The organism is Rickettsia endosymbiont of Urophora cardui, assembly GCF_964030725.1.
Lineage (GTDB): Bacteria > Pseudomonadota > Alphaproteobacteria > Rickettsiales > Rickettsiaceae > Rickettsia.
Map to the genome: position 1 here is coordinate 123,091 of NZ_CAXIPY010000007.1, position 26,352 is coordinate 149,442.

The following is a 26,352-nucleotide window of genomic DNA, read 5'->3' on the forward strand; positions in this document are numbered from 1 at the left end:
TATCTAAAACTATTTTTCTCTAGATTAGCATATTATTTGCTAAGTGCGAAACTCCTGCAATCTACTCCTGTAGATTATAGAATATATGATAAAGAAACTGATGGTAAAACAAAGAACGAGCATTTTTGTGATATGCTTACTTTAGCTAAAGAAAGAGGTATCAAGCCTGATGCTATAGTTATGGATGCTTGGTATAGTGGTTTGGATAATTTAAAACATATACGTAATTTAGGTTGGATATGGGTTACCAACCTAAGAAAAAATAGAAAAGTTAATCGTAATGTTAGCTTGGAAACTTTAGAGATTCCCGATGAAGGGCTAAAAATTCACCTACGTGGATACGGTTGGGTTACGGTATTTAAGTTTGTGGCAAAAAATGGTCGCATTGATTACATAACAACTAATTTAGAGAATCCTACACGTGAGCAAATAGAGAAAATTGTTAAGGCGCGTTGGTCTATAGAAGTTTATCATCGAGAATTGAAACAAACTTGTGGTATTGAATGCTGTCAGGCACGCACGGGTCGAGCTCAAAGAAATCATATTTGCCTTGCTGTATTGGCCTGGCTTGATATGAACAAAAGGAGGATAAATGAAAACATTACTTTATATCAACAAACTTGGGAAGTTATAAAAACATCAATTCAGAACAACATTAAATGGCTTCTAACTAATACACAATTTTGCTAAGTGCGAAACTCCTGAAAATGAATCATTGTATGTTTAGAATCAAGGTCAGTAATATAGATACCATATCCCATGTAAGTTTTACGCCCATCTATTTCTTTTGCAGGAAAACACTTAGTAGTCATAAGCTTATAGGACTTTGTAGAAAGAATTTTGCCACTATTTAACGCTCTATAGCTAACACGGAAATGTTTCTACCACAGATTAGGAAAAACTTAGGCATTGATCAATAATTTTATGTAAACAGTTTTTAAAGTTAGTCCAGCAATGTTTAATAGGATTTAGATCTGGTGAATATGTGAGTAAATACAAAAACTATGGTAAAAACCTTTTCGCGTTAGCTATATACCATTTAATAAGGTCGCTTGGAGTTGATATAATCCCGCCATCAGCACAAGGAAGTGCTACAAAATCAGCAGTTGCAGGAGTAAATATAGGTTTATTACTATTATTTGGCGTTATAAAATATCTTACCGGATAATTAGAATTCACCACATTTCTTTGAATTCTAGCCGCTTCACTATATGAAGCAAAACTAGTAGACTTCATATTTAATGGTCTAAAAAATTCATCTTGAAAAAAATTACATAAATCTTTTTTAGTTACTTTCTCAATAATCATACCAAGTATAACGAAATTAGTATTACTATATTTAAATTTTTTCCCTATAGGTACTTCTAAACCTGAATTCTGGATTAGCTAATTTTGAGATATAGCAGGTTTGTTAGGTTTCATACAGTATGCAATTAGGGCGGATAAGATATGTACAAAGGCATTCCAAATTGATCTATGTCTTGTATGTTCGATCTCGAAAGCACCCTTCAGCACACTAAATACTGTTTCGATAATTGAGCGTTTGCGTAATAATATTTTTTCAAATAATGGCATAAGTTTATTCTTCATTTTCTTCTTTATGCCAGTTACTAACTTGATTCCTTTGCTGTATAGATCATCAAAGAGCTCCTGTTTGATATAACCCTTATCGCCAAACAATAATCCCGTGATATGTTTGGTGATTATCGAAACCGGCGCTCTATCATCTACATTACCAGGCGTTAGTTTTAGACCTTGAATCTCACCTTTTTCGTTAATAACCAAATGTAATTTTAGACCAAAAAACCAACTTTTTGTTGTTTTACCCAAAGCAGCAATACCGGCAAAGACTTTATTACGAGAGATTCTTTTTCGATGACAATGACTAACGAATATTAGAATTACCCTCAACGAACATTAAAATTACCTATAAAAAAGAAGTAACTATGGACAGTATAGCTAACACGGAAATGTTTCTACCACAGATTAGGAAAAACTTAGGCATTGATCAATAATTTTACGTAAACAGTTTTTAAAGTTAGTCCAGCAATGTTTAATAGGATTTAGATCTGGTGAATATGTGAGTAAATACAAAAACTATGGTAAAAACCTTTCCGCGTTAGCTATAGACAACAACAACGTATTGCCAGATTGCTGAAGCAAGCAAAACTCTCTCGAGATAAGTTATTAAGCAACTTTGATATTAAGCGTATCCCAGGATTATCGCCAACTAAGATCCAATATCTTGCACAAGGAGAATTTATGGATCGCTATGAAAATATACTTATTTTTGGTAATCCTGGCACTGGCAAAAGTCATCTTAGTATAGGTTTAGCACGTGAGTGGTGTCTTGCTGGTAGACGTGTATTATATACAACAGCAGCTAATTTGGTTCAACAATTACTAGAAGCAAAGCTGAGTTTAAAACTTAAGCAAATTATTAAAAAATTCGATTATTTTGAAATATTGATAATTGATGATATATCATATGTACCATATAATCGTGAAGAAACTGATGTTTTATTTACCTTATTAGCTGAACGTTATGAAATGCGTAGTGTATTAATTACTAGCAATTTAGTTTTTGCAAAATGGAATACTATTTTTAAAGATGAAATGACTGAGTCTTTTGCAATGATTGTGTAAATTTTTGTTGAGCCTATATTAGAAGTAAATGATGCTCCTCGCAGCAGAGCTACGAGGTATCTAAAAAAGTTTTAGTTGTTTCTTATGATATCACGAAGCAGAGCTTCGGGGAATTAAACCCTGAGAGATTAAAAATATAGGTAACAGAAATGCAAATAGAGAAGAATAAAAAAATAAATGAAGCAATAGATTTGCTGATAAAAGGCGGAGTAGATTTAAAAACAGTACTAAGTCAGAATGGATTAATCTCTCAGGGTTTAATTCCCCGAAGCTCTGCTTCGTGATATCATAAGAAACAACTAAAACTTTTTTAGATACCTCGTAGCTCTGCTGCGAGGAGCATCATTTAAGGAATTAACCAAGGGTATTTTAGAGCGAGCACTGCATGCTGAGATGTCAGAACATTTAGGTTATAGCAAGTATGATAGAGCTGAAACTGAGAATGCGAGGAATGGTAGTTTTAGTAAGAATCTGATTAGTGAGAATGGTACTATAGAGCTAAATGTTCCAAGAGACAGACAAGGTAAATTTGAACCTATAATAGTCTCAAAGAAACAAACAAGAATAGATGGCTTAGACCAAAAGATAATATCCTTATATGCGAAGGGTATGAGTGTGTCTGATATTAAAACACAATTGCAAGAATTATATGGAGCTGAGATCAGTGAGAGCCTAATCAGCAGGATTACAGATGAAGTAATAGATGAGGTCAAGATTTGGCAGAGTAGACCTCTTGAATCAGTATACCCTATAGTATATTTTGACTGTTTAGTAGTGAAAGTAAGACAAGATAAACTTATTATTAATAAATCAGTATATGTAGCTTTAGGAATAGATTTATCTGGCAGAAAGGATATTTTAGAATGAAGGAGCTAAATTTTGGCTTGGTAATTTTACTGAGATGAAAAATAGAGGAGTAAAAGATATCTTAATTGCTTGTAGTGATAATCTAACTGGTATGTCTGATGCTATTGCATCAGTATACCCGAAAACTGAACATCAAATTTGTATTGTCCATCAGATCAGGAATAGCCTCAAATATGTATCATATAAAGATAGAAAGCAATTAGCAGCGGATTTGAAACTAATCTATACTTCTGCTACTGAAAAAGAAGCAGAATTAGTTCTTGAGTCATTTGATCAAAAATGGAGTAAGCAATATCCGCATATAGCTAAATCTTGGTATAATAATTGGGATAATTTGATAATTTTCTTGCAATATCCAAAGGAGATTCGTAAGATTATTTACACTACAAATGCGATAGAATCGCTGAATAGCCAATTGAGAAAAGTTACTAAGAATAAACGCATCTTTCCAAATGATGACGCAGTATTTAAGGTTTTATATCTGACAATTGATTATATTACCAAAAAATGGTCTATGCCTATCCCCAATTGGAATGAAGCTATGGCTCATTTTATGATCAAATTTGATGGTAGGATTTAATGGCTCACGAAATTTACACAATTGATGAAACAGAGCCTATGGCTCATTTTATGATCAAATTTGATGGTAGAATTTAATGGTTCACGAAATTTACACAATTGATGAGACAGAGCCAAATGACTACGTCAGCAGTTATTGACAGATTGGTTCACCATTCTTCAATTCTTGAACTCAATACTGAAAGTTATAGAATCGCTACAGCTAAAGGCAAAAAATTAACTATAAAATCGGAGGATAATAATGTAACACTTTAGACAATATTTTTTACTCAAAAATGGGTAATTTTAATATTCGTCATGGGTAATTCTAATGTTCGTTCATCAGATAATGTATTAATTTATTATTATTTAACTTAAATAGGAGGTTTTTATGGCTTTTAATTTACCACGTATTAGAAATAAATCAGAACTACAAAATAACTCTAATAAAAGAAGCTATATTGATGATATCTTTAATAACTTCTTTAATGAAATAGCTTCTTTTTCTTATCCTGCTTCTGAAAATAATAGAATGCTATCACCAAGAACTAATATTATGGAAAATGACTCTGAGTATAATCTAGAAATGGAATTACCAGGCGTTACACAAGATAATATTGATCTAAAAATAGACAGTAACATCCTAACTATTGAAGGTCAAAAAGAACAATCTACTGAAAAAAAAGATTATAATTATCATATGCAGGAACGATATTATGGCTCTTTCTACCGTTCTATTAGTTTACCATCTAATATTGATGAAGAACATATAGAAGCACAATTTAAGGATGGTATCTTATCTATTAAGATACCTAAAAAAGAACAAAGTAAAGCTAAAAAGATTAAAGTAATTTAAAAAACTATATTATTATAGTAGAATCCAGAAGGATGGATTCTACTTAAAAATATTGTAATTGTTAATTTTAAAATAGAGGTAATTATGGTCAGTAATGGCAAATTATATACTAAAGTAATGGAAAAACTTCGCTTTGAACCAAGACTTGATGATACAAATATTACTGTCGCAATAAAAGGCAATCATGATATCGTAGTATTAGGAGGGACAGTTAAAACCTTTGTCGAAAAATCGGTTGCTGAGAATGCTGTAAAGAGTATAGCTGGAATTCGAGGAGTAGTAGATGAAATTAAGGTAGATGCAACTACAATGATTAAAAGAAGTGATGTAGAAATAGCCGAAGAAGCAAATAAAGCATTAAAATCAAACTTAATGATACCTGATGAGCGTATTAAAATAATAGTAGAAGACGGTTATATTACTTTATCAGGAGAAGTAGAATGGCAATATCAAAGAAATGCAGCTGTGTCTGCCGTCAGAAATCTTGGGGGAGTAAAATCAGTAATTAATAATATTATAGTAAAAGCTTCAGCTAATATAGATGCGCATAAAGTAAAAGAACAGATTACCAAGGAGTTTGAACGTCACGCTAGGATTGATGCTAGTAAAATTCAAGTAAAAGTAGAAGGAAAAACAATAGTCCTTAAAGGCGCAGTGCGTAATTTTGATGAAATGGATGAAGCGGTAGACGCAGCTTGGTCTATACCAGGAGTTGAAAACGTTAACAACGATTTGCTAATAGCATAACTGCTCCTGGGTTATATGAAGTTTTCTCAGTAAAGATAAAAAACAAGGAAGTGTGATAGTATAAATTTGAACAAAAAAGCACTATCACAAATGAACGTATTTATGTGCTTTCTAAGTTTCGTTGGAGCGTTGATATGGTTGAGTTAAATTTTTCGTTTATAAAACTTAGAATAACTTTAGTGCACGGTGTTTGCTTATTGTGAAAAAGTGTAGTCCATATATCTTAATAGATTTTATAAGCATATAAAATCTATAAGAAGTTCTGTGGCTAAAGCAATAATAAGAAAACTCTTGAATACAATCTGTTTACACTGCAATCAATCCATAAGAGTAGGTTACCATGTATAAATATATATTTAAATTTTTAGTTTATAGTTCAAACATACCAAATATCCTCAGAGGATTCATGTTTATTATTTTGTGCTATGCTCCTACGGTATGGGCTCAAAGTAAAGAAATTGCTCACTCAGCAATTGAACAGCAGCATCAACAAGTCAAACAACAGATGGAAGAAGCTATTGTCCAAGATGCAGTTACTGTCATTGATAACACCAAAAAAGCCATATCTTATTTGAAAGAGGGTAAAGAAAAAGAGGCTATTGCTACAATTGAATATGCTACAGGCAAAGTTAATATATTATTAGCTCGTCGTCCTGAAAACGCTTTACTACCGATATCTTCACAGGTAATACTAATAGATGCGGCTCCGCAAAAAATAAGTAATATTAGAAATATCAGTAAAGCAGCAGAAAAAGCAATAAAGGAAAAAAACTATCCTCATAGTCGTGTATTGCTAAATATTTTACGAGATGAAATTAATATTCATACCTATAATTTACCTTTAGCAACATATCCCTCTGCACTTAAGACCGCTGCACGCTTAATAGAAGAAAAAAAATCAAAGGCAGCAATAGAAACATTAGAAAATGCTCTTGTTGAGCTCGTTAGCATTAATAGAACAATACCACTGCCTATAATCCATGCTAACATTATGTCTAAAATGGCAGAAGAAAATTATAAAACAGACAAGGAAATTGCTTTAAACTACTTGGCTAGTGCGAGGGATAATTTGGAAAGAGCAAAAGAACTAGGATATACTGGCAATGATTCAGGATATAATACCTTAATCCGAAGCATAAAAGATCTTGAAAAACAGATTAAAAGTAATAAAAATAGTGATGCTGCATTTGTTCATTTAAAAACTGAATTGTCAGAATTCTTAAAACGCTTATCAGATTTAGTAGTTGATATTTGATCTTACATACAACCCTCAGCTATAAGCTGAGGGTTATTTAGTTGCTCCTAGGTTGAATTTCCCGTGGCTTGCCACGATTGTTTGAATAAAAGCAGAACGGTCCAAAGGGAAATTTGCCGTTAATATCCCGTAAGGCTTACCTCGGGGATAGGCAAATTTAGTTCTGCACATGGTCAAGGTTTTTGTGTGTATTATAGATAGTGGTAAGTTCACATTGCCTAAGGTTGATTAAAAGCAATCTATTAGCATTACCAAGGCACAATTATCAATGTTAATAGAAGGTATAGATTGGCGTAATCCAAGATGGTCTAATAGACCTGAATATATTGCAGGAGTTTCGCACTTAGCAAATAATATGCTAATCTAGAGAAAAATAGTTTTAGATAAAAATGACAAGATCAAAATGTAGCAAAGATTTATATAAATCATTCTTACAAGCAAGTAGTGTAAGATATACTAGCAAAGCATTATCTGAAGTAAGTCCATTAGATCTATCGCACGATAGTGCAAGTCGATGGTTAAAGAGTAAGGATTTTCGCCCTAGCGAAATCTATAGCAAAGTGTCAAAATATATTGATCTGGAAGATCCTTGTTTATTAGTGGGAGATGACACCTTATTGTCAAAGCAATACAGTAAGAGGATCGAGCTTGTAAATTATCAATATTCTGGGGCTGTACATGATGTTATACCTGGTATAGGAATGGTAAACTTACTGCATTACAATACTCAAATTGATCAATCTACTCCTGTAGATTATAGAATATATGATAAAGAAACTGATGGTAAAACAAAGAACGAGCATTTTTGTGATATGCTTACTTTAGCTAAAGAAAGAGGTATCAAGCCTGATGCTATAGTTATGGATGCTTGGTATAGTGGTTTGGATAATTTAAAACATATACGTAATTTAGGTTGGATATGGGTTACCAACCTAAGAAAAAATAGAAAAGTTAATCGTAATGTTAGCTTGGAAACTTTAGAGATTCCCGATGAAGGGCTAAAAATTCACCTACGTGGATACGGTTGGGTTACGGTATTTAAGTTTGTGGCAAAAAATGGTCGCATTGATTACATAACAACTAATTTAGAGAATCCTACACGTGAGCAAATAGAGAAAATTGTTAAGGCGCGTTGGTCTATAGAAGTTTATCATCGAGAATTGAAACAAACTTGTGGTATTGAATGCTGTCAGGCACGCACGGGTCGAGCTCAAAGAAATCATATTTGCCTTGCTGTATTGGCCTGGCTTGATATGAACAAAAGGAGGATAAATGAAAACATTACTTTATATCAACAAACTTGGGAAGTTATAAAAACATCAATTCAGAACAACATTAAATGGCTTCTAACTAATACACAATTTTGCTAAGTGCGAAACTCCTGTATTGGATAAATTCGTTTTAGTTTTAGCAATGTAGTTTTAATTTCAAATATACACTTGATAATTTAGTCTATATAGTTTTACTATAACAATTAGTCATTTGGATAGTTTTTTAGTAATAAGTAGTTGGATTTGCTATTTATAAAAAATGGCTTCTGTAATGTTAGTACTTGATTTGAGATACTGGAATATCATTTGTGATTAATAAAAATTTACTATCAGAAATAAGAGAGTTGCATCAAATTGTTGCAACATTAAATCTTGATATAGAATCATTGACAATTAAAAATAAATTTCTTATGCAGAAAATAGGTCATGAACTGAAGGAAATAATAGTTTAAAGGAACAACTGGCGTTATTAAAATCTAAACGATATAGTAAATCATCAGAAAAGTTAGAGCGACAAATACAGAATATTGAGCTGAGAATAGAGAAAAATGAGGTTATTTCATGTTTTAAAAGTAAGATCGATCATCAAATGCCGTATGTCTGAATTATATTGACCATAATGACATAACGGTTGCTACGATTGGTGATGCTGATAATGTAGGAGGGGATAATGTTTGAAATTAAGAATAAACAAGTTGCTCATATGGTAGCACAAATCAGAGCAAAACAAAAAGCTACAAAAGATAGTCAAGATAAAATACAAAAGATTATTCTTGAATATCGTGAACAACATACTGATATATCAGATGCAGAATTAGTCACACTGTTTACACAAAGCTTAAAAGAATTTAATGGTACTAGTATAGTAATTAATAACTATTTAAAAGATCAAGACTTAAGTAATATAGGATATCCTATAAAGACTAATAAAACTCACTTACAACTTAATATGGCTAAACACTGGGCAGAGAGTCAAGAGGAGACGTTAGTTAGCCAAATAAATGATGGTAAATTTTATCATAAATTAACTAATACTATTGACCCTTGTGAGCTCCCAACTTTACAATCGCCAAGTGAACAGACATATTGGGGTAATGAGAATCCTTCTGTCAGTTCAGTATTGCTTGCGAGTCTTGCTGCCACTTGTAATAAAAAGCAAGACAGTCCGTCCGCCAAAACTCTAAAAGCCTTATAGGCAATAGGGTTTTAAGGCAAAAATGCATAGTAAAATCCATAAGAAAATGAAAGGTTTTATATCAAAAGCTTATGGAAATACAAAAAAATGACAATAAAAAAATGAATGCATTTTGGGAAATAGTGTGGTTTTTAATACAAAAATTTAAAATCAGCCCTCAAAATTAGAGTAATTTGCTCTAAAATCGCACTATTTTTGGAAATTAGTGACACAAGTGATATTTTTTAGAGTTTTGGCGGAGGGACAAGACAGTATGGTTGGTGCGGCTACATCATTCTCTTGTCGTAATACTAGCTATCACTTACCGGATGACTTGATACCGTACTCTTATCCTTTCTCTTCTACACAGAGCATGATGCTGTTTGGAGATTATCAATATGGTGCTCAACGTGATTTTAAAAAGCAATTATTATTTGGTGCTGAAGATTGTTCGACATCTGTAGGTAAAGCAACATACCTTACTACCGAACAAGTTGAAAGTATAAGTACTATCACTATGAAGGCAGCATATTCTAACCCAGGCAATGAATATCATTATAATCCCGTTACTTTTTTAAGAGGTGATATCAAAGATGAACAATTAAAATTAATCCAACCTGGTGATATTTACCTTGTGCGAGGCCATACAGCTATTATTGCATCAAATCCTGATAATAAGAGTAATATTACTACTTTACAATTTAATAGAGATATAGACTCAGTAGAAAATAAAATATTAGGCGGTGGGACGTATGATTACAGGCTTTGTTGCATAAATTGTAATAGTTGAGATACCGTCTTGAGTGTCAACAACTTTTTCATTATTTTACCTCAATTTTATTTTACAGGGTTTTTATATTTGCACTAAAAGATGTTTTGTTATTAAGAACACCATAAATTATGTGAAGCAACTTACGCATAGCAGCAATCACTATAACCATTTTAGATTTTCCAACATTGCTCAAACGTTGACTAAAATCCTTAATAATCGGATTATGTTTTATAGCAACTATGGCAGGCATATAAAAAGCTTTACGTAAATTAGCATCTCCTGTTTTTGATATTTTTCCTATTCCATGGACAGAAGTGCCTGATTGTTTTGGCTTTGGGTTAAGACCAACAAACGCAGCTAGTTGTTTTGCAGAATTAAAATTTTCTACAACAAGAAAAGCAAGTATCACTCCTATTGTTTTTTCTCCTATACCAGGGATTGAATCAAGAAGTTTACTTTTATCATGTAAGTCTTTGTGTCCTTTAATATGATTAGAGATAAGTTCTTCTACTTCCTTAATTTGCTTATCCAGAAATTCAATATGAATCATAATGTTAATGGCAACTGCTTTACTTGCTCCGCTCAATCTATTATTTTCTTGATTTTTATTAGCAATCAAACTATCCAAGCGTCTTACCCATTGTTGTAATTCTTTAATATCAGGAGTTTCGCACTTAGCAAAATTGTGTATTAGTTAGAAGCCATTTAATGTTGTTCTGAATTGATGTTTTTATAACTTCCCAAGTTTGTTGATATAAAGTAATGTTTTCATTTATCCTCCTTTTGTTCATATCAAGCCAGGCCAATACAGCAAGGCAAATATGATTTCTTTGAGCTCGACCCGTGCGTGCCTGACAGCATTCAATACCACAAGTTTGTTTCAATTCTCGATGATAAACTTCTATAGACCAACGCGCCTTAACAATTTTCTCTATTTGCTCACGTGTAGGATTCTCTAAATTAGTTGTTATGTAATCAATGCGACCATTTTTTGCCACAAACTTAAATACCGTAACCCAACCGTATCCACGTAGGTGAATTTTTAGCCCTTCATCGGGAATCTCTAAAGTTTCCAAGCTAACATTACGATTAACTTTTCTATTTTTTCTTAGGTTGGTAACCCATATCCAACCTAAATTACGTATATGTTTTAAATTATCCAAACCACTATACCAAGCATCCATAACTATAGCATCAGGCTTGATACCTCTTTCTTTAGCTAAAGTAAGCATATAGCTCACACGGAAATGTTTCTACCACAGATTAGGAAAAACTTAGGCATTGATCAATAATTTTACGTAAACAGTTTTTAAAGTTAGTCCAGCAATGTTTAATAGGATTTAGATCTGGTGAATATGTGAGTAAATACAAAAACTATGGTAAAAACCTTTCCGCGTTAGCTATATCACAAAAATGCTCGTTCTTTGTTTTACCATCAGTTTCTTTATCATATATTCTATAATCTACAGGAGTAGATTGATCAATTTGAGTATTGTAATGCAGTAAGTTTACCATTCCTATACCAGGTATAACATCATGTACAGCCCCAGAATATTGATAATTTACAAGCTCGATCCTCTTACTGTATTGCTTTGACAATAAGGTGTCATCTCCCACTAATAAACAAGGATCTTCCAGATCAATATATTTTGACACTTTGCTATAGATTTCGCTAGGGCGAAAATCCTTACTCTTTAACCATCGACTTGCACTATCGTGCGATAGATCTAATGGACTTACTTCAGATAATGCTTTGCTAGTATATCTTACACTACTTGCTTGTAAGAATGATTTATATAAATCTTTGCTACATTTTGATCTTGTCATTTTTATCTAAAACTATTTTTCTCTAGATTAGCATATTATTTGCTAAGTGCGAAACTCCTGAATATGTATAGGGGTTGGTTGCCAAAGATCAGGTTGCATAGCCTTGCAAAAAGAAGCTATCAATTCACAATCAGATTTGTCAGTTTTAACTCTTGAAAGCTTGCTCATTGCAAAGCCCTTGATGCGAGCTGGATTTACGACACTAACTTTAAATGTATTATCATAAAGATATTGAGCTAACCTAACTTCGTAACCACCTGTTGATTCCATACAAGCGTGAGCAGTATCTATTCCCTTTTTTTCTAACCATTGTTTTAGTGCAGCAAAGCCTTTTGCAGTATTATTAAACTTTTTGGTTTTGATTTTATTATCATTTAATAAAGCTACGTCAAATGTTGCTTTAGAAATATCTATACCCAAAATAATGCTACTCATATTTGACCTTCTATGTTAATCAGGAGTTTCGCACTTAGCAAAGTTGCGAATCAGTTAAAAGCCATCTGATATTGTTTTGAATTGATGTTTTTATAACTTCCCAAGTTTGTTGATATAAAGTAATGTTTTCATTTATCCTCCTTTTATTCATATCAAGCCAGGCAAATACTGCAAGGCAAATATGATTTCTTTGAGCTCGGCCCGTGCGTGCCTGACAGCGTTCAATACCACAAGTTTGTTTTAATTCTCGATGATAAACCTCTATAGACCAACGTGCCTTAACAATTTTCTCTATTTGCTCACGTGTGGGATTTTCCAAGTTCGTTGTTATGTAATCAATGCGACCATTCTTTGCCACAAACTTAAATACCGTAACCCAACCGTATCCACGTAGGTGAATTTTTAGCCCCTCATCGGGTATCTCTAAACTTTCCAAGCTAACATTATGATTAACTTTTCTATTTTTCCTTAGGGTGGTAACCCATAGCCAGCCTAAATTACGTATATGTTTTAAATTCTCCAACCCGCTATACCAAGCATCCATGACTATGGCATCAGGATTGAGACCTCTTTCTTTAGCTAAAGTAAGCATATCACAAAAATGCTCATTCTTTGTTTTACCATCAGTGTCTTTATCATATATTCTATAATCTACGGGAGTAGATTGAGCAATTTTAGTATTGTAATGTAGTAAGTTTACCATTCCTATACCAGGTATAACATCATGTACAGCTCCAGAATATTGATAACGTACAAGCTCAATCTTCTGACTGTATTGCTTTGATAATAAGGTGTCATCCCCCACTAATAAACACGGTGCTTCCCAATCTATATATTTTGACACTTCCTTATAGATTTCGCTAGGACGAAAATCCTTACTCTTTAACCATCGACTTGCACTATCGTGAGATAGATCTACTGGACTCACTTCAGATAATGCCTTGCTAGTATATCTGACACTACTTGCTTGTAAAAATGATTTATATAAGTCCTTGCTACATTTTGTTCTTGTCATTTTTATCTAAAACTATTTTTCTCTAGATTAACATACTTTTTGCTAAGTGCGAAACTCCTGTTAATAATAAGTAGAATACCCAAAGATCAACCTTGTAAATACAGGTTCATTGATTAATTTCAAGACCTAAGAATACCGTCCGATCTTTAATGAGTATGTGAAGACTAATTGTTTGATCTCAACTACAGGGTTACATAGCCCTAAGATTTAATACGGCATATTAGTCTTCTTACTTAAGTGCCCTTAAGTATCTTATAGTTGTTTACTAAAGACAATACTAAGATACAAGATTATATCTTACATTTAGTAAAATAAATTAATTATTAAATGGAGATAAAGAATGAACTTAAATCAAAAAATAATAAAACCAAAATTAGGTTTACTTGAATTAGCTAAGAGCCTTGGTAGTATATCATCAGCATGTAAAGCGATGGGATATAGTAGAGATAGTTATTACAGATTTAAAGAACTGTATGAAACTGGTGGCGAAGAAGCGTTGTATGAAATTAGTCGAAGAAAGCCAATAATAGCGAATAGAGTTGATCCTGCTGTAGAGAAAGCAGTACTAGATATGGCAATAGAATATCCAGCATATGGTCAGCTAAGAGTATCAAATGAGCTTAAAAAAACTGGTGTACTTGTATCACCTGGGGGAGTAAGATCAATTTGGTTACGTAATGATTTAAACAACATCAGTAAAAGACTTAAAGCATTAGAAGCAAAAATGGCTCAAGATGGTATTGTGCTTACTGAGGCACAATTACAAGTGCTAGAGAAGCGTCGTAATGAAAAAGAAGCTCATGGAGAAATTGAGACACAGCATCCAGGGTATCTAGGATGCCAAGATACATATTATGTAGGCAACTTTAAGGGTATAGGTAAGGTTTATTCTCAGGTATTTATTGATAGCTACAGCAGAGTAGCTGATGTTAAACTATATACTGATAAAACAGCTTTAACTGCTGCTGATATGCTTAATGACCGAGTGTTACCATGGTATGAGACTCAAGGGATACCAATACTTCGTATTCTTACAGATCGTGGGTCAGAATATAAGGGGAATATAGAGCATCATGCTTTTGAATTATTTCTAAGTATCGAAGGTATAGAGCATACTACTACTAAAGCATATTCTCCTCAAACAAACGGTATGTGTGAGCGTTTTAATAAAACAATGAAACAAGAATTCTTTGATACAGCTATGCGGAAAAAGATTTATACAAATCTTGATGACCTACAATTAGATCTTGATATCTGGCTAGAGTATTTCAATAATGAAAGACCTCATTCTGGTAAATATTGTTATGGTAAAACTCCTATGCAAACTTTTAAGGATAGTAAGAAATTAGCTGTTGAAAAGAATAATGAAATCTTGTATCTTGAATATGTATCTGACAGTCAAAATTTAACTGACAATCAGGTACGAAATTTATAGTGTCTGTAAGATCAAATCTTGACTTCTACACATAAATAAGCTTTTGAATATACTGCCCCTAACCCCGCAATGCTAGCCTAGCCAACAGGCACAGAGATAGGTTTACCAATTTCAAACATTTTGTTTAATAAGTGGCATTTAATAGACATTTCTTTTGTCATATTTTGATCATGTCTTGATAGAAACTTACTACCAAAAGAAGTTTTAAATCGAAAGAACGTGTTCTCTACACGCTCCCTTCTACCATAATTATTCTTTACCCTCCATGCTTGGTATCCTTTGTTTTGTTGATATATAACAGCTGCATCTCTCTCAGTTTTATCCCTAAGCGATTGAACTTTTACTGAAGAGTTTGGGGGTCTAATAACTGGTTTTATCTTCTTCTTTCTCAACAATTGATATGTAGATTCACCGTCATACCCTCGATCTCCCAGAAAATCCTTGGCTCTGACATTAGCTATGGCTTTGTTGCATAAATAAAATTTGTAGAGCAAGAGTGGTGATAATCTGGTAAGATGTCCTGAATTAAAAAATAATCCAGATTATATGAGATCTCGGAAGAAAGCCCCTTTTAGTAAATCACGCAAGTATTCTAAATATAAAATAACGAATTGGTCAGAATATAATAATTTTTTACGCAATAGGGGTCGCATAGATTTTATGATTGCCAGTGATTTGGCGATTGGCTGGTATGCTGATTACAGAGAGGAAATGAAACGAGGAAGACCTAGACGCTATAGTGATCACGCTATATTACAGTGTTTGAAGATCAGATGCTTATTCGGTCTTAAGTTACGCCAAACCCAAGGCTTTATAAACTGGCTCTTTGAAATATCGGGTTTATCTATTAGATGTCCAGACTATACAACATTAAGTAAGCGTATGAAGTCATTAGATCTTAGGTATTTACATGGAAATCAAGATAAAGAATTTAGTTGTATTTCAATGGATAGTACAGGGATACAAGCCTACACAGGGAACGAATGGCTAGAAAATAAGCATGGTAAGCAATATAAGCGTCGCATATGGAAAAAGCTACATATCGTTATAGAAGATCAAGGTATGATACTTGCCGATAGTACCACAGAGCATACTATAGATGATAGATCACAGATTGGACTACTAATAGCTAATGTCAGAGCCAAGGATTTTCTGGGAGATCGAGGGTATGACGGTGAATCTACATATCAATTGTTGAGAAAGAAGAAGATAAAACCAGTTATTAGACCCCCAAACTCTTCAGTAAAAGTTCAATCGCTTAGGGATAAAACTGAGAGAGATGCAGCTGTTATATATCAACAAAACAAAGGATACCAAGCATGGAGGGTAAAGAATAATTATGGTAGAAGGGAGCGTGTAGAGAACACGTTCTTTCGATTTAAAACTTCTTTTGGTAGTAAATTTCTATCAAGACATGATCAAAATATGACAAAAGAAATGTCTATTAAATGCCACTTATTAAACAAAATGTTTGAAATTGGTAAACCTATCTCTGTGCCTGTTGGCTAGGCTAGCATTGCGGGGTTAGGGGCAGTATATTCAAAAGCTTATTTATGCAACAAAGCCATCCTTAAAAGTTTGCATAGGAGGCTCTGTCTCATCAATTGTGTAAATTTCGTGAACCATTAAATTCTACCATCAAATTTGATCATAAAATGAGCCATAGCTTCATTCCAATTGGGGATAGGCATAGACCATTTTTTGGTAATATAATCAATTGTCAGATATAAAACTTTAAATACTGCGTCATCATTTGGAAAGATGCGTTTATTCTTAGTAACTTTTCTCAATTGGCTATTCAGCGATTCTATCGCATTTGTAGTGTAAATAATCTTACGAATCTCCTTTGGATATTGCAAGAAAATTATCAAATTATCCCAATTATTATACCAAGATTTAGCTATATGCGGATATTGCTTACTCCATTTTTGATCAAATGACTCAAGAGCTAATTCTGCTTCTTTTTCAGTAGCAGAAGTATAGATTAGTTTCAAATCCGCTGCTAATTGCTTTCTATCTTTATATGATACATATTTGAGGCTATTCCTGATCTGATGGACAATACAAATTTGATGTTCAGTTTTCGGATATACTGATGCAATAGCATCAGACATACCAGTTAGATTATCACTACAAGCAATTAAGATATCTTTTACTCCTCGATTCTTCATTTCAGTAAAATTACCAAGCCAAAATTTAGCTCCTTCATTCTCACTTATCCATAAGCCTAAAATATCCTTTCTGCCAGATAAATCTATTCCTAAAGCTACATATACTGATTTATTAATAATAAGTTTATCTTGTCTTACTTTCACTACTAAACAGTCAAAATATACTATAGGGTATACTGATTCAAGAGGTCTACTCTGCCAAATCTTGACCTCATCTATTACTTCATCTGTAATCCTGCTGATTAGGCTCTCACTGATCTCAGCTCCATATAATTCTTGCAATTGTGTTTTAATATCAGACACACTCATACCCTTCGCATATAAGGATATTATCTTTTGGTCTAAGCCATCTATTCTTGTTTGTTTCTTTGAGACTATTATAGGTTCAAATTTACCTTGTCTGTCTCTTGGAACATTTATCTCTATAGTACCATTCTCACTAATCAGATTCTTACTAAAACTACCATTCCTCGCATTCTCAGTTTCAGCTCTATCATACTTGCTATAACCTAAATGTTCTGACATCTCAGCATGCAGTGCTCGCTCTAAAATACCCTTGGTTAATTCCTTAATTAATCCATTCTGACTTAGTACTGTTTTTAAATCTACTCCGCCTTCTATCAGCAAATCTATTGCTTCATTTATTTTTTTATTCTTCTCTATTTGCATTTCTGTTACCTATATTTTTAATTACTTCTAATATAGGCTCAACAAAAATTTACACAATCATTGCAAAAGACTCGCATAGGAGTTTTTCCATAACAATATTTACCAGAATGAGGTCTTTCATTATTGAAATACTCTAGCCAGATATCAAGATCTAATTGTAGGTCATCAAGATCTGTATAAATCTTTTTCCGCATAGCTGTATCAAAGAATTCTTGTTTCATGGTTTTATTAAAACGCTCACACATACCGTTTGTTTGAGGAGAATATGCTTTAGTAGTAGTATGCTCTATACCTTCGATACTTAGAAATAATTCAAAAGCATGATGCTCTATATTCCCCTTATATTCTGACCCACGATCTGTCAGAATACGAAGTATTGGTATCCCTTGAGTCTCATACCATGGTAACACTCGGTCATTAAGCATATCAGCAGCAGTTAAAGCTGTTTTATCAGTATATAGTTTAACATCAGCTACTCTGCTGTAGCTATCAATAAATACCTGAGAATAAACCTTACCTATACCCTTAAAGTTGCCTACATAATATGTATCTTGGCATCCTAGATACCCTGGATGCTGTATCTCAATTTCTCCATGAGCTTCTTTTTCATTACGACGCTTCTCTAGCACTTGTAATTGTGCCTCAGTAAGCACAATACCATCTTGAGCCATTTTTGCTTCTAATGCTTTAAGTCTTTTACTGATGTTGTTTAAATCATTACGTAACCAAATTGATCTTACTCCCCCAGGTGATACAAGTACACCTGTCTTTTTAAGCTCATTTGATACTCTTAGCTGACCATATGCTGGATATTCTATTGCCATATCTAGTACTGCTTTCTCTACAGCAGGATCAACTCTATTCGCTATTATTGGCTTTCTTCGACTAATTTCATACAACGCTTCTTCGCCACCAGTTTCATACAGTTCTTTAAATCTGTAATAACTATCTCTACTATATCCCATCGCTTTACATGCTGATGATATACTACCAAGGCTCTTAGCTAATTCAAGTAAACCTAATTTTGGTTTTATTATTTTTTGATTTAAGTTCATTCTTTATCTCCATTTAATAATTAATTTATTTTACTAAATGTAAGATATAATCTCAACTATTACATAGAATCGCTGAATAGCCAATTGAGAAAAGTTACTAAGAATAAACGCATCTTTCCAAATGATGACGCAGTATTTAAGGTTTTATATCTGACAATTGATTATATTACCAAAAAATGGTCTATGCCTATCCCCAATTGGAATGAAGCTATGGCTCATTTTATGATCAAATTTGATGGTAGAATTTAATGGTTCACGAAATTTACACAATTGATGAGACAGAGCCGAGTAGTATGTTTTCCTAATTTTTCGATTATCAGGCAGCAATTTGCTGATAATTTTGCATATAATTCAGATATACATTCATAGGCTTTTTATAACCAATACTTGAATGAAATCTGTGATAATTATATTTATTCAGATAATGATCAATCCCCTCTTTTAACTCTTTAAACCTGAATTCTGGATTAGCTAATTTTGAGATATAGCAGGTTTGTTAGGTTTCATACAGTATGCAATTAGGGCGGATAAGATATGTACAAAGGCATTCCAAATTGATCTATGTCTTGTATGTTCGATCTCGAAAGCACCCTTCAGCACACTAAATACTGTTTCGATAATTGAGCGTTTGCGTAATAATATTTTTTCAAATAATGGCATAAGTTTATTCTTCATTTTCTTCTTTATGCCAGTTACTAACTTGATTCCTTTGCTGTATAGATCATCAAAGAGCTCCTGTTTGATATAACCCTTATCGCCAAACAATAATCCCGTGATATGTTTGGTGATTATCGAAACCGGCGCTCTATCATCTACATTACCAGGCGTTAGTTTTAGACCTTGAATCTCACCTTTTTCGTTAATAACCAAATGTAATTTTAGACCAAAAAACCAACTTTTTGTTGTTTTACCCAAAGCAGCAATACCGGCAAAGACTTTATTACGAGAGATTCTTTTTCGATGACAAACCTCTAAAGATGTGGCGTCAATATAAGAAACTCCCGTAGATTGAGCTGCCTGCATATACCATTCAAGTAATAAAACTAAATAACACAGAACTCTTGGTTTTAGAGCTATAAAACGAGTATATGATGGAAGAGTTACAAAGTCTGATTTATATAATTGTAGATAGGACATATAAAAATATTTAAAGTTTTTACAAGGTGATTGATGGTATAAAAGCACTATTGTTAACAGCTCAGAATAGCTTATTTCAGGCTTTCTTGTAGGGTTTTTATTAATTAATGGTAGAAATGATTTATTAATCCACTGCTCGCTAATTTTACAAAAATCATCGACAAAACAAAATAATGCAGTAATATCTTTCTTCATGGGGATACTCTTGTTTTTTTGCTAAAAATTATATAGAGTATCTTCTATCCCTTGTAAATACTTACTTCCAAACCTAGATTAATCCAGAATTCAGGTTTTAACATTGTTAAAATCATTAATAAAGATACAATTATATTTTAAAGTTCTAAAAAACCTTTCTATTACTATATTATCAATACTTCTACCTTTGCCATTCATTGAAATTTGGATATCATGCTCCTTGAGAATATTTATGTGGTCATAACTGGTATATTGGCTACCTTGATCACTATTAAATATCTGTGGAGCGTTATACTTACTGAGAGCTTGTTTCAAGACATCAGTTACAAGAGATGCATCCATAGAATTTGACAGTTTATAGCTCAATATGGCCTTGCTATGCCAATCTATAATAGCTGCCATATACATAAAGCCACCATTAGTTCTAATGTAAGTAATGTCACCACTCCAAACCTCATTCACATTAGGCACATACACTTGCTTTGTTGAGCCAGATTTAGTCCAATATTGATCAAGTAAGTAGCTATAGATCTTATGCTCACTATCGTTTCGAGAAGTAGATTTTTTCTTATGTGGGTAAATAGCTTCTATACCCATCATCCTCATATATTTCAGTACTCGATCTTTACCGACAATAAAACCATCTTCTAGTAACTGTTGATGAATATAGCGATAACCAAATTCAGGATTATCTGTATATATTTCATCTATTCTATTTAAAATACTTAATTTATTTATACTCATCTCCTTGGATTTATAGTAGGCGGAAAGTTCTATAATTAATTAAGCCAGATATAATCAATTTTTAATCTCTCAGGGTTTAATTCCCCGAAGCTCTGCTTCGTGATATCATAAGAAACAACTAAAACTTTTTTAGATACCTCGTAGCTCTGCTGCGAGGAGCATCATTTAAATATAGATATATCATGGCTCATTTAACGATAGATGAAAGATTTAAAATATACGAAATGAATAAGAGTGGTTATAGCTCGCGATATATAGGGACAAAGATTGGCCGTGATAAAAGCACTATATGTTATGAACTCAAGAGAATGAGGCATAATTATAGACCAGATAGGGCTAACACACTTGCTTGCAGTTTAAGGCAAGGTAAGAGAAAAAGAAAATTAGATATTGATAATAATTTACGAGCAGAAATAATAAAGCAGTTAACACAGGGTATTTCACCAGATATAATTTCAGGTAGACGTAAACTATCACGAGATACTGTCAATATTTCTACAGAGAGTATATACCAGTTTATTTATACATCTCCTATAGCACAAAGGCAAAAATTATATTTATCTTTAGCAAGAAAAAGGAAAAATAGGTTGCATCATGGTACAAGAATCAGAAACAAAAGAATTACAATACCAAATCGAGTTTCCATTACTGAAAGACCAGAGATAAATAGAAAGATAGCAGCAATAGGTCATTTAGAAGGTGATTTAACTTTTAACAAAGGTAATCAAAGTCGTAATATAGGCGCTCTTGTGGATATCAGAACACAAAAAGTGTTTCTCACTTTAAACCGTTCAAAAAGAACACAAGATGTGATTGGTAACATGAATAAAAAACTTAAACAATTGTCGCATATAATCAAAAGCATAACGTTAGATAATGGCAAAGAATTTACCAATCATGAACAACTATTGCCAAAATCTGAACGAAAAGTATATTTTTGCAATCCTTATTCTCCATGGCAAAAACCATTGATAGAGAAGATTAACTCAATGGTGCACAGAGTATACTCTAAATCTTTAGATATAAAAAAATTAACAATAAAGCAATTACAAGAAATTGAGGATTTTTTAAATAATTTACCAAGAAAAGTGCTCGGTTATAAAACACCCAATGAGGTATGGGAAGAAAATATAAATCTGGCTTAATTAATACTGGAATTTACCCTCTACAAATCTTATTTATGCAACAAAGCCCTGCTGCGTAATGCGTAAGGTGAGTAATTTATCACTTTTTTAATTATAGCATAAGTTTTGGTTTGTTGGATACCTGATTTTGTTAATTATTACTTGCTTTGCATTACAAATTTTTATTTAATTATTGTAATATATGTCGAGTGGTTTTGACATAGTCTTAATTTTATTAGTACTAAAAAATGAAATTTTATCAAACAGTAAGTTATTATAAGATAGGGTTACGAATTATAATATTGGTATTTTTATCAATATTACACGTTGATACACTAGTAATGGCTTCAGATCATGACGATGGTTATGTGACAGTAACAAGCAAAAAGAGCAAAAGAAAACAGGGAACACTAGATCAAAAAGTAGCAAAGTCACAAGTAAGCGTTGATGTTCAAATACAAGCGATGCAGGCTCAAAATAAAGTTCAAGCAGATGCAGTAGCTGAACAGCAAAAACTACAAGCAGAACGTGAAGCTAATGAAAGAGCTGAACAGCAAAAACTACAAGCAGAACGTGAAGCTAATGAAAGAGCTGAACAGCAAAAACTGCAAGCAGAATGTGAAGCTAATGAAAGAGCTGAACAGCAAAAACTGCAAGCAGAACGTGAAGCTAATGAAAGAGCTGAACAGCAAAAACTGCAAGCAGAACGTGAAGCTAATGAAAGAGCTGAACAGCAAAAACTGCAAGCAGAACGTGAAGCTAATGAAAGAGCTGAACAGCAAAAACTGCAAGCAGAACGTGAAGCTAATGAAAGAGCTGAACAGCAAAAACTACAAGCAGAACGTGAAGCTAATGAAAGAGCTGAACAGCAAAAACTGCAAGCAGAACGTGAAGCTAATGAAAGAGCTGAACAGCAAAAACTGCAAGCAGAACGTGAAGCTAATGAAAGAGCTGAACAGCAAAAACTGCAAGCAGAGTATCAGCAATGTCAAACTAACTCAATAAGAGTAGACGAGGAATATGTTAAAAAACCTGAGTCACAACAATTAGCTGAGGCAATCAATAATATGATCGTTGGACATACGGAAAATGCTTTTGTATCGGCAGCGCAAAAAGAAGTGATCCGAGAAAAATCTACACTTGTTATAAAAAATCCTGAAAAATATGCGGTAGAACTGGCTCAAGAATTAGTAAAGAATAAAGCTGAACTAAAAGAAGTGATTAAAATAGCTAATTATGATGCTTTTGTAGTGGGTAAAACACAACAAGAGCAAGCTTTATTATTTGCAACAAATTTAGCTCAGGTTGCACCTGATAATATAAAAAAAGTAGTAGAGCATTTAACCGAGCAAGGAACAAGAGCGGTTAATGTAGCAAATATGATGTATAAAGTAGTCACTTCTAACATTAATAATCACCTATCAGGTGGTACTATGGTAGCAGTTGCAGCGGGTGATCAAGAAAGCCCTATAGTTACTAAAAAAGGATTATGGGTTATCGGTACTTTTGGTTCAAGTAATCAAGATGCACATCAAGGTAATCCTAGCTATAAAGGCACTGTATCCGGCGGTATTATCGGTGGTGATATTTATATCGGGGAAAATAGTCTTGTCGGTATTGCATATAGCCGTATGAACGCTGACTTTAGGTTTAAAGATCCAAGCACTGGTGATAAACTGTCGGCAGAAAGCGATATTATTTCTCTATACGGCCAACAACAATTTAGTATCGGTCTTATATTACAAGAAATATTTTCAGCAAGTAACAGTAAAATTAACACCAAGAATTTAAGACAAGTTGGACCTAATAGGTATAAGACTGCTAGCGGTAAATATACAAGCAAAGCTTACGGTTTTGAGGGTAATATCGGTTATCAATTCTCTGTCATGGACGGTATAAATTTAATGCCTAATATTGGTATTAGATATAATACGTATAAAGATACTTCTTATATCGAAACCGGTACAGGCGTGAATAATATGTATATCGCAGGTACGTCGGGTAACTTAACTACCGGTATTCTAGGTATAAAAATAACTACTCCTAAGAGAGTATCAAACGATGCTCAAATAGTACCGGGATTACATGCTTCCATAGAAAATAGTTTGAGCAATAAGCAACCTAAGGTGAAAGCTAGATTTATTTGGGCAGATAATTACTTTGAGAAGACTACAAGCAATAGCACACCAAAAGTCAGCTATACTGTAGGTGCAAATTTACTTGCATCTTATAAGAATATTGAGCTACTTGCAACGTATCACTGTAATTTACGTAACAAATATACTAGTCATCAAGGTTCATTAAAGTTAAAGATATTGTTCTAATAATGTAAATCTTTAGACCTGAAGTTTTGACAAAACTTCAGTTAGACGGGTTATTGAAAAAATGGCTAGGTTGGCGTCGGTTACAATTGAAAATTCAAGGACTAAGGAGAACAAAACCTGGCTCTGTTTCATCAATTGTGTAAATTTCGTGAGCCATTAAATCCTACCATCAAATTTGATCATAAAATGAGCCATAGCTTCATTCCAGTTGGGGATAGGCATAGACCATTTTTTGGTAATATAATCAATTGTCAGATATAAAACCTTAAATACTGCGTCATCATTTGGAAAGATGCGTTTATTCTTAGTAACTTTTCTCAATTGGCTATTCAGCGATTCTATCGCATTTGTAGTGTAAATAATCTTACGAATCTCCTTTGGATATTGCAAGAAAATTATCAAATTATCCCAATTATTATACCAAGATTTAGCTATATACGGATATTGCTTACTCCATTTTTGATCAAATGACTCAAGAGCTAATTCTGCTTCTTTTTCAGTAGCAGAAGTATAGATTAGTTTCAAATCCGCGAGTCTTTTGCAATGATTGTGTAAATTTTTGTTGAGCCTATATTAGAAGTAATTAAAAATATAGGTAGTCCGTCCGCCAAAACTCTACAAGCCTTATAGATAATATGGTTTTAAGACAAGAAGTAATACAACAATCCGTAAGAAAATGATAAAATATGGTCATAAACCTTATGGATTTCAGTCAATGCCAATAGACAACATTATCAAATCGCAAGAACAAGGGAAACTGTTTGGTTATAAATTAAAAGAAGAATTAAACCCAAATAATAAGCTATATAAATTAAGAGAATTAATAAATTGGTCTAGGCTCGAAGAGTGGTTATCAAAAAATGTTTGTATTAAGAAATTTGGTAGAAATAGAAAATGTCATAGAGTGATGCTTGGCATAACGATGCTACAAGCAATGTATAATTTTTCAGATTCATTATCAGAGGAAGAGCTAAAAGAGAATATGTATTGGCAGTATTTCTGCGGGTGGGAATATATAGAAAAAGACATAGCTATCTCGGAAACTAGTATACGACGGTTTCGTAGTGTATTAGGTGAAGCTGGATATAATGAGATATTATCGGAGTTGATCAGGGTTGGGATAAAAACTAACACAATTAAAAAAAAAGATTTGGAATTAATCATCGCTGATACGACTGTACAAATTAAGAATATCAAACACCCACACGATGTTTATTTAATGGATAAAGCTAGGCTTAGCATAGTAAAGCTTTGCAACAGTTTGGGTATACATTTGAATGAAACATACGCTAGAACCTATAAACGCGATATAGTAAAGCTATGGAAATATAAAGAACATAGTAAAGCCAAGAAGCGTTGGAAAATAATGAAGCATTTAAAAATATTACTGGGTCGTTTGATTAGAGTATGTGAGCGTGAGATCAAAAATAAGCAATTAAACTTGTCTCTCAAAAATCAAGAAGTATTGCAAAAAATAAAACAAATACATAACCAATCTGTTTTAAAAAGAGAAGCTAAAAAGCAATATAAAGAAGATAACAAAGTATTATATAGTTTTCATGCCCCTGAAGTAGAGTGTATAGGAAAGGGAAAACGCAACAAGCCATATGAGTTTGGCAATAAAGTAGCGGTAGTAGTAAGTGGTCGTAGAAATTTTGTTTTATCCGCAAAATCGTTTCATAATAATCCTTATGATGGTCATACATTGCATCAGAGCTTTGAAGCAGTAGAGAGTGTCACTGGAATCAAGATAAAGAAATCATTTGTTGATCTTGGGTATAGTGGTAGCAATGTAAAGGAGAAGAGTAAGGTATATACCCCAAAAACGCGGAAGAAGTTGTTACAAGAGGACAAGTCTATGATCAAGAGACGCAGTGCCATAGAACCAATAATAGGTCACTTAAAGCAATATGGTCGGATGGGTAGAAACTTCTTGAAAGGTATGATAGGAGATATTATCAATCCAATAATCTCTGCTATTGGTTTGAATTTACGATGCATTGCAAATCATTTACAAATCGTGTCTAACTCCACATAAATCAAAAATATCATCATGCAAAAACTAGATGAACGAT

18 protein-coding genes and 13 pseudogenes are annotated in these 26,352 nt (G+C 33.1%); 18 read left to right on the forward strand and 13 right to left on the reverse strand.

Features of this window, described 5'->3' with window-relative positions; genetic code table 11:
* Positions 1-42: 42 nt before the first annotated feature.
* Positions 43-690, forward strand: a pseudogene (locus AAHI98_RS14500) (transposase); the annotation flags it as partial.
* Positions 691-1,026: 336 nt separating this feature from the next.
* Here the strand turns inward: AAHI98_RS14500 and AAHI98_RS14510 are convergent.
* A pseudogene (locus AAHI98_RS14510) lies at positions 1,027-1,371 on the reverse strand (serine hydrolase domain-containing protein); the annotation flags it as partial.
* Between the two features lie 15 nt (positions 1,372-1,386).
* Positions 1,387-1,890 (reverse strand): annotated as a pseudogene (locus AAHI98_RS14515) (IS982 family transposase); the annotation flags it as partial.
* 246 nt (positions 1,891-2,136) lie between these two features.
* Here AAHI98_RS14515 and AAHI98_RS14520 point away from each other — a divergent pair.
* The 11 genes and pseudogenes from AAHI98_RS14520 to AAHI98_RS14570 all read left to right on the forward strand — a co-directional run.
* Positions 2,137-2,646 (forward strand): annotated as a pseudogene (locus AAHI98_RS14520) (ATP-binding protein); the annotation flags it as partial.
* Positions 2,647-2,795: 149 nt separating this feature from the next.
* Complete coding sequence (locus tag AAHI98_RS14525) at positions 2,796-2,930, forward strand: hypothetical protein (protein WP_342224747.1); 135 nt, start codon at positions 2,796-2,798, stop codon at positions 2,928-2,930.
* 64 nt (positions 2,931-2,994) lie between these two features.
* A pseudogene (locus tag AAHI98_RS18830) lies at positions 2,995-4,093 on the forward strand (IS256 family transposase); the annotation flags it as partial.
* A 92-nt stretch (positions 4,094-4,185) separates the two neighbouring features.
* A pseudogene (locus AAHI98_RS14540) lies at positions 4,186-4,347 on the forward strand (ATP-binding protein); the annotation flags it as partial.
* A gap of 115 nt (positions 4,348-4,462) precedes the next feature.
* The gene (locus AAHI98_RS14545; RefSeq protein WP_342226305.1) at positions 4,463-4,927 is read left to right on the forward strand and encodes an Hsp20/alpha crystallin family protein; all 465 of its coding nucleotides are present in this window, start codon (positions 4,463-4,465) and stop codon (positions 4,925-4,927) included.
* Between the two features lie 84 nt (positions 4,928-5,011).
* A complete protein-coding gene (locus AAHI98_RS14550; protein WP_342225287.1) occupies positions 5,012-5,674 on the forward strand; it encodes a BON domain-containing protein in 663 nt (220 codons plus the stop codon).
* 340 nt (positions 5,675-6,014) lie between these two features.
* Positions 6,015-6,929, forward strand: a complete 915-nt coding sequence (locus AAHI98_RS14555) for a YfdX family protein (RefSeq protein ID WP_342225288.1) — start codon at positions 6,015-6,017, stop codon at positions 6,927-6,929.
* Positions 6,930-7,318: 389 nt separating this feature from the next.
* Positions 7,319-8,299, forward strand: a complete 981-nt coding sequence (locus tag AAHI98_RS14560) for an IS701 family transposase (protein WP_342224656.1) — start codon at positions 7,319-7,321, stop codon at positions 8,297-8,299.
* A 361-nt stretch (positions 8,300-8,660) separates the two neighbouring features.
* A complete protein-coding gene (locus AAHI98_RS18310; RefSeq protein WP_410526214.1) occupies positions 8,661-8,804 on the forward strand; it encodes a hypothetical protein in 144 nt (47 codons plus the stop codon).
* 66 nt (positions 8,805-8,870) lie between these two features.
* On the forward strand, positions 8,871-9,395 hold the full coding sequence (locus AAHI98_RS14565) for a hypothetical protein (RefSeq protein WP_342226306.1): 525 nt from the start codon (positions 8,871-8,873) through the stop codon (positions 9,393-9,395).
* Between the two features lie 232 nt (positions 9,396-9,627).
* A complete protein-coding gene (locus tag AAHI98_RS14570; RefSeq protein WP_342226307.1) occupies positions 9,628-10,164 on the forward strand; it encodes an RP439 family protein in 537 nt (178 codons plus the stop codon).
* 52 nt (positions 10,165-10,216) lie between these two features.
* Here AAHI98_RS14570 and AAHI98_RS14575 read toward each other — a convergent pair.
* The 5 genes and pseudogenes from AAHI98_RS14575 to AAHI98_RS14595 form a co-directional block, all read right to left on the reverse strand.
* Positions 10,217-10,840, reverse strand: a pseudogene (locus AAHI98_RS14575) (IS110 family transposase); the annotation flags it as partial.
* Positions 10,821-11,378: pseudogene (locus AAHI98_RS14580) on the reverse strand (transposase); the annotation flags it as partial. The pseudogenes AAHI98_RS14580 and AAHI98_RS14575, both read right to left, overlap by 20 nt.
* A 172-nt stretch (positions 11,379-11,550) precedes the next feature.
* Positions 11,551-11,973: pseudogene (locus AAHI98_RS14585) on the reverse strand (IS701 family transposase); the annotation flags it as partial.
* A 48-nt stretch (positions 11,974-12,021) separates the two neighbouring features.
* Positions 12,022-12,408 (reverse strand): annotated as a pseudogene (locus AAHI98_RS14590) (IS110 family transposase); the annotation flags it as partial.
* Positions 12,409-12,442: 34 nt separating this feature from the next.
* On the reverse strand, positions 12,443-13,423 hold the full coding sequence (locus tag AAHI98_RS14595) for an IS701 family transposase (RefSeq protein WP_342224659.1): 981 nt from the start codon (positions 13,421-13,423) through the stop codon (positions 12,443-12,445).
* Between the two features lie 340 nt (positions 13,424-13,763).
* Here AAHI98_RS14595 and AAHI98_RS14600 point away from each other — a divergent pair, with 340 nt between their 5' ends.
* Positions 13,764-14,858 (forward strand): IS481 family transposase, encoded by a 1,095-nt coding sequence (locus tag AAHI98_RS14600; protein WP_342225236.1) that lies wholly within the window; start codon positions 13,764-13,766, stop codon positions 14,856-14,858.
* Positions 14,859-14,935: 77 nt separating this feature from the next.
* Here the strand turns inward: AAHI98_RS14600 and AAHI98_RS14605 are convergent, their stop codons facing one another.
* Positions 14,936-15,352, reverse strand: coding sequence for a transposase (locus AAHI98_RS14605; protein ID WP_342226309.1), 417 nt, complete (start codon positions 15,350-15,352; stop codon positions 14,936-14,938).
* Between the two features lie 52 nt (positions 15,353-15,404).
* Here AAHI98_RS14605 and AAHI98_RS14610 point away from each other — a divergent pair, with 52 nt between their 5' ends.
* Positions 15,405-16,367: an IS5 family transposase gene (locus tag AAHI98_RS14610; RefSeq protein ID WP_342224734.1), complete on the forward strand. Its 963-nt coding sequence runs from the start codon at positions 15,405-15,407 to the stop codon at positions 16,365-16,367.
* Between the two features lie 116 nt (positions 16,368-16,483).
* Here the strand turns inward: AAHI98_RS14610 and AAHI98_RS14615 are convergent, their stop codons facing one another.
* Both AAHI98_RS14615 and AAHI98_RS14620 read right to left on the reverse strand, forming a co-directional pair.
* A complete protein-coding gene (locus AAHI98_RS14615) occupies positions 16,484-17,698 on the reverse strand; it encodes an IS256 family transposase (RefSeq protein WP_342224684.1) in 1,215 nt (404 codons plus the stop codon).
* Between the two features lie 38 nt (positions 17,699-17,736).
* Positions 17,737-18,753, reverse strand: a complete 1,017-nt coding sequence (locus tag AAHI98_RS14620; protein WP_342226310.1) for an IS481 family transposase — start codon at positions 18,751-18,753, stop codon at positions 17,737-17,739.
* Positions 18,754-18,816: 63 nt separating this feature from the next.
* Here AAHI98_RS14620 and AAHI98_RS14625 point away from each other — a divergent pair.
* A pseudogene (locus AAHI98_RS14625) lies at positions 18,817-19,002 on the forward strand (transposase); the annotation flags it as partial.
* A gap of 222 nt (positions 19,003-19,224) precedes the next feature.
* Here AAHI98_RS14625 and AAHI98_RS14630 read toward each other — a convergent pair.
* Both AAHI98_RS14630 and AAHI98_RS14635 read right to left on the reverse strand, forming a co-directional pair.
* Positions 19,225-20,085 (reverse strand): IS982 family transposase, encoded by an 861-nt coding sequence (locus tag AAHI98_RS14630; RefSeq protein WP_342225957.1) that lies wholly within the window; start codon positions 20,083-20,085, stop codon positions 19,225-19,227.
* Positions 20,086-20,184: 99 nt separating this feature from the next.
* Positions 20,185-20,847, reverse strand: a pseudogene (locus AAHI98_RS14635) (IS3 family transposase); the annotation flags it as partial.
* A gap of 164 nt (positions 20,848-21,011) precedes the next feature.
* Between AAHI98_RS14635 and AAHI98_RS14640 the strand changes: the two are divergent.
* Both AAHI98_RS14640 and AAHI98_RS14645 read left to right on the forward strand, forming a co-directional pair.
* On the forward strand, positions 21,012-21,974 hold the full coding sequence (locus AAHI98_RS14640) for an IS30 family transposase (RefSeq protein ID WP_342224646.1): 963 nt from the start codon (positions 21,012-21,014) through the stop codon (positions 21,972-21,974).
* 1,046 nt (positions 21,975-23,020) lie between these two features.
* A complete protein-coding gene (locus AAHI98_RS14645) occupies positions 23,021-24,277 on the forward strand; it encodes an autotransporter outer membrane beta-barrel domain-containing protein (RefSeq protein ID WP_342224815.1) in 1,257 nt (418 codons plus the stop codon).
* Positions 24,278-24,433: 156 nt separating this feature from the next.
* Here the strand turns inward: AAHI98_RS14645 and AAHI98_RS14650 are convergent.
* Positions 24,434-24,808, reverse strand: a pseudogene (locus tag AAHI98_RS14650) (transposase); the annotation flags it as partial.
* 145 nt (positions 24,809-24,953) lie between these two features.
* Between AAHI98_RS14650 and AAHI98_RS14655 the strand changes: the two are divergent.
* A complete protein-coding gene (locus tag AAHI98_RS14655; protein ID WP_342224717.1) occupies positions 24,954-26,315 on the forward strand; it encodes an IS5 family transposase in 1,362 nt (453 codons plus the stop codon).
* Positions 26,316-26,352 lie beyond the last annotated feature (37 nt).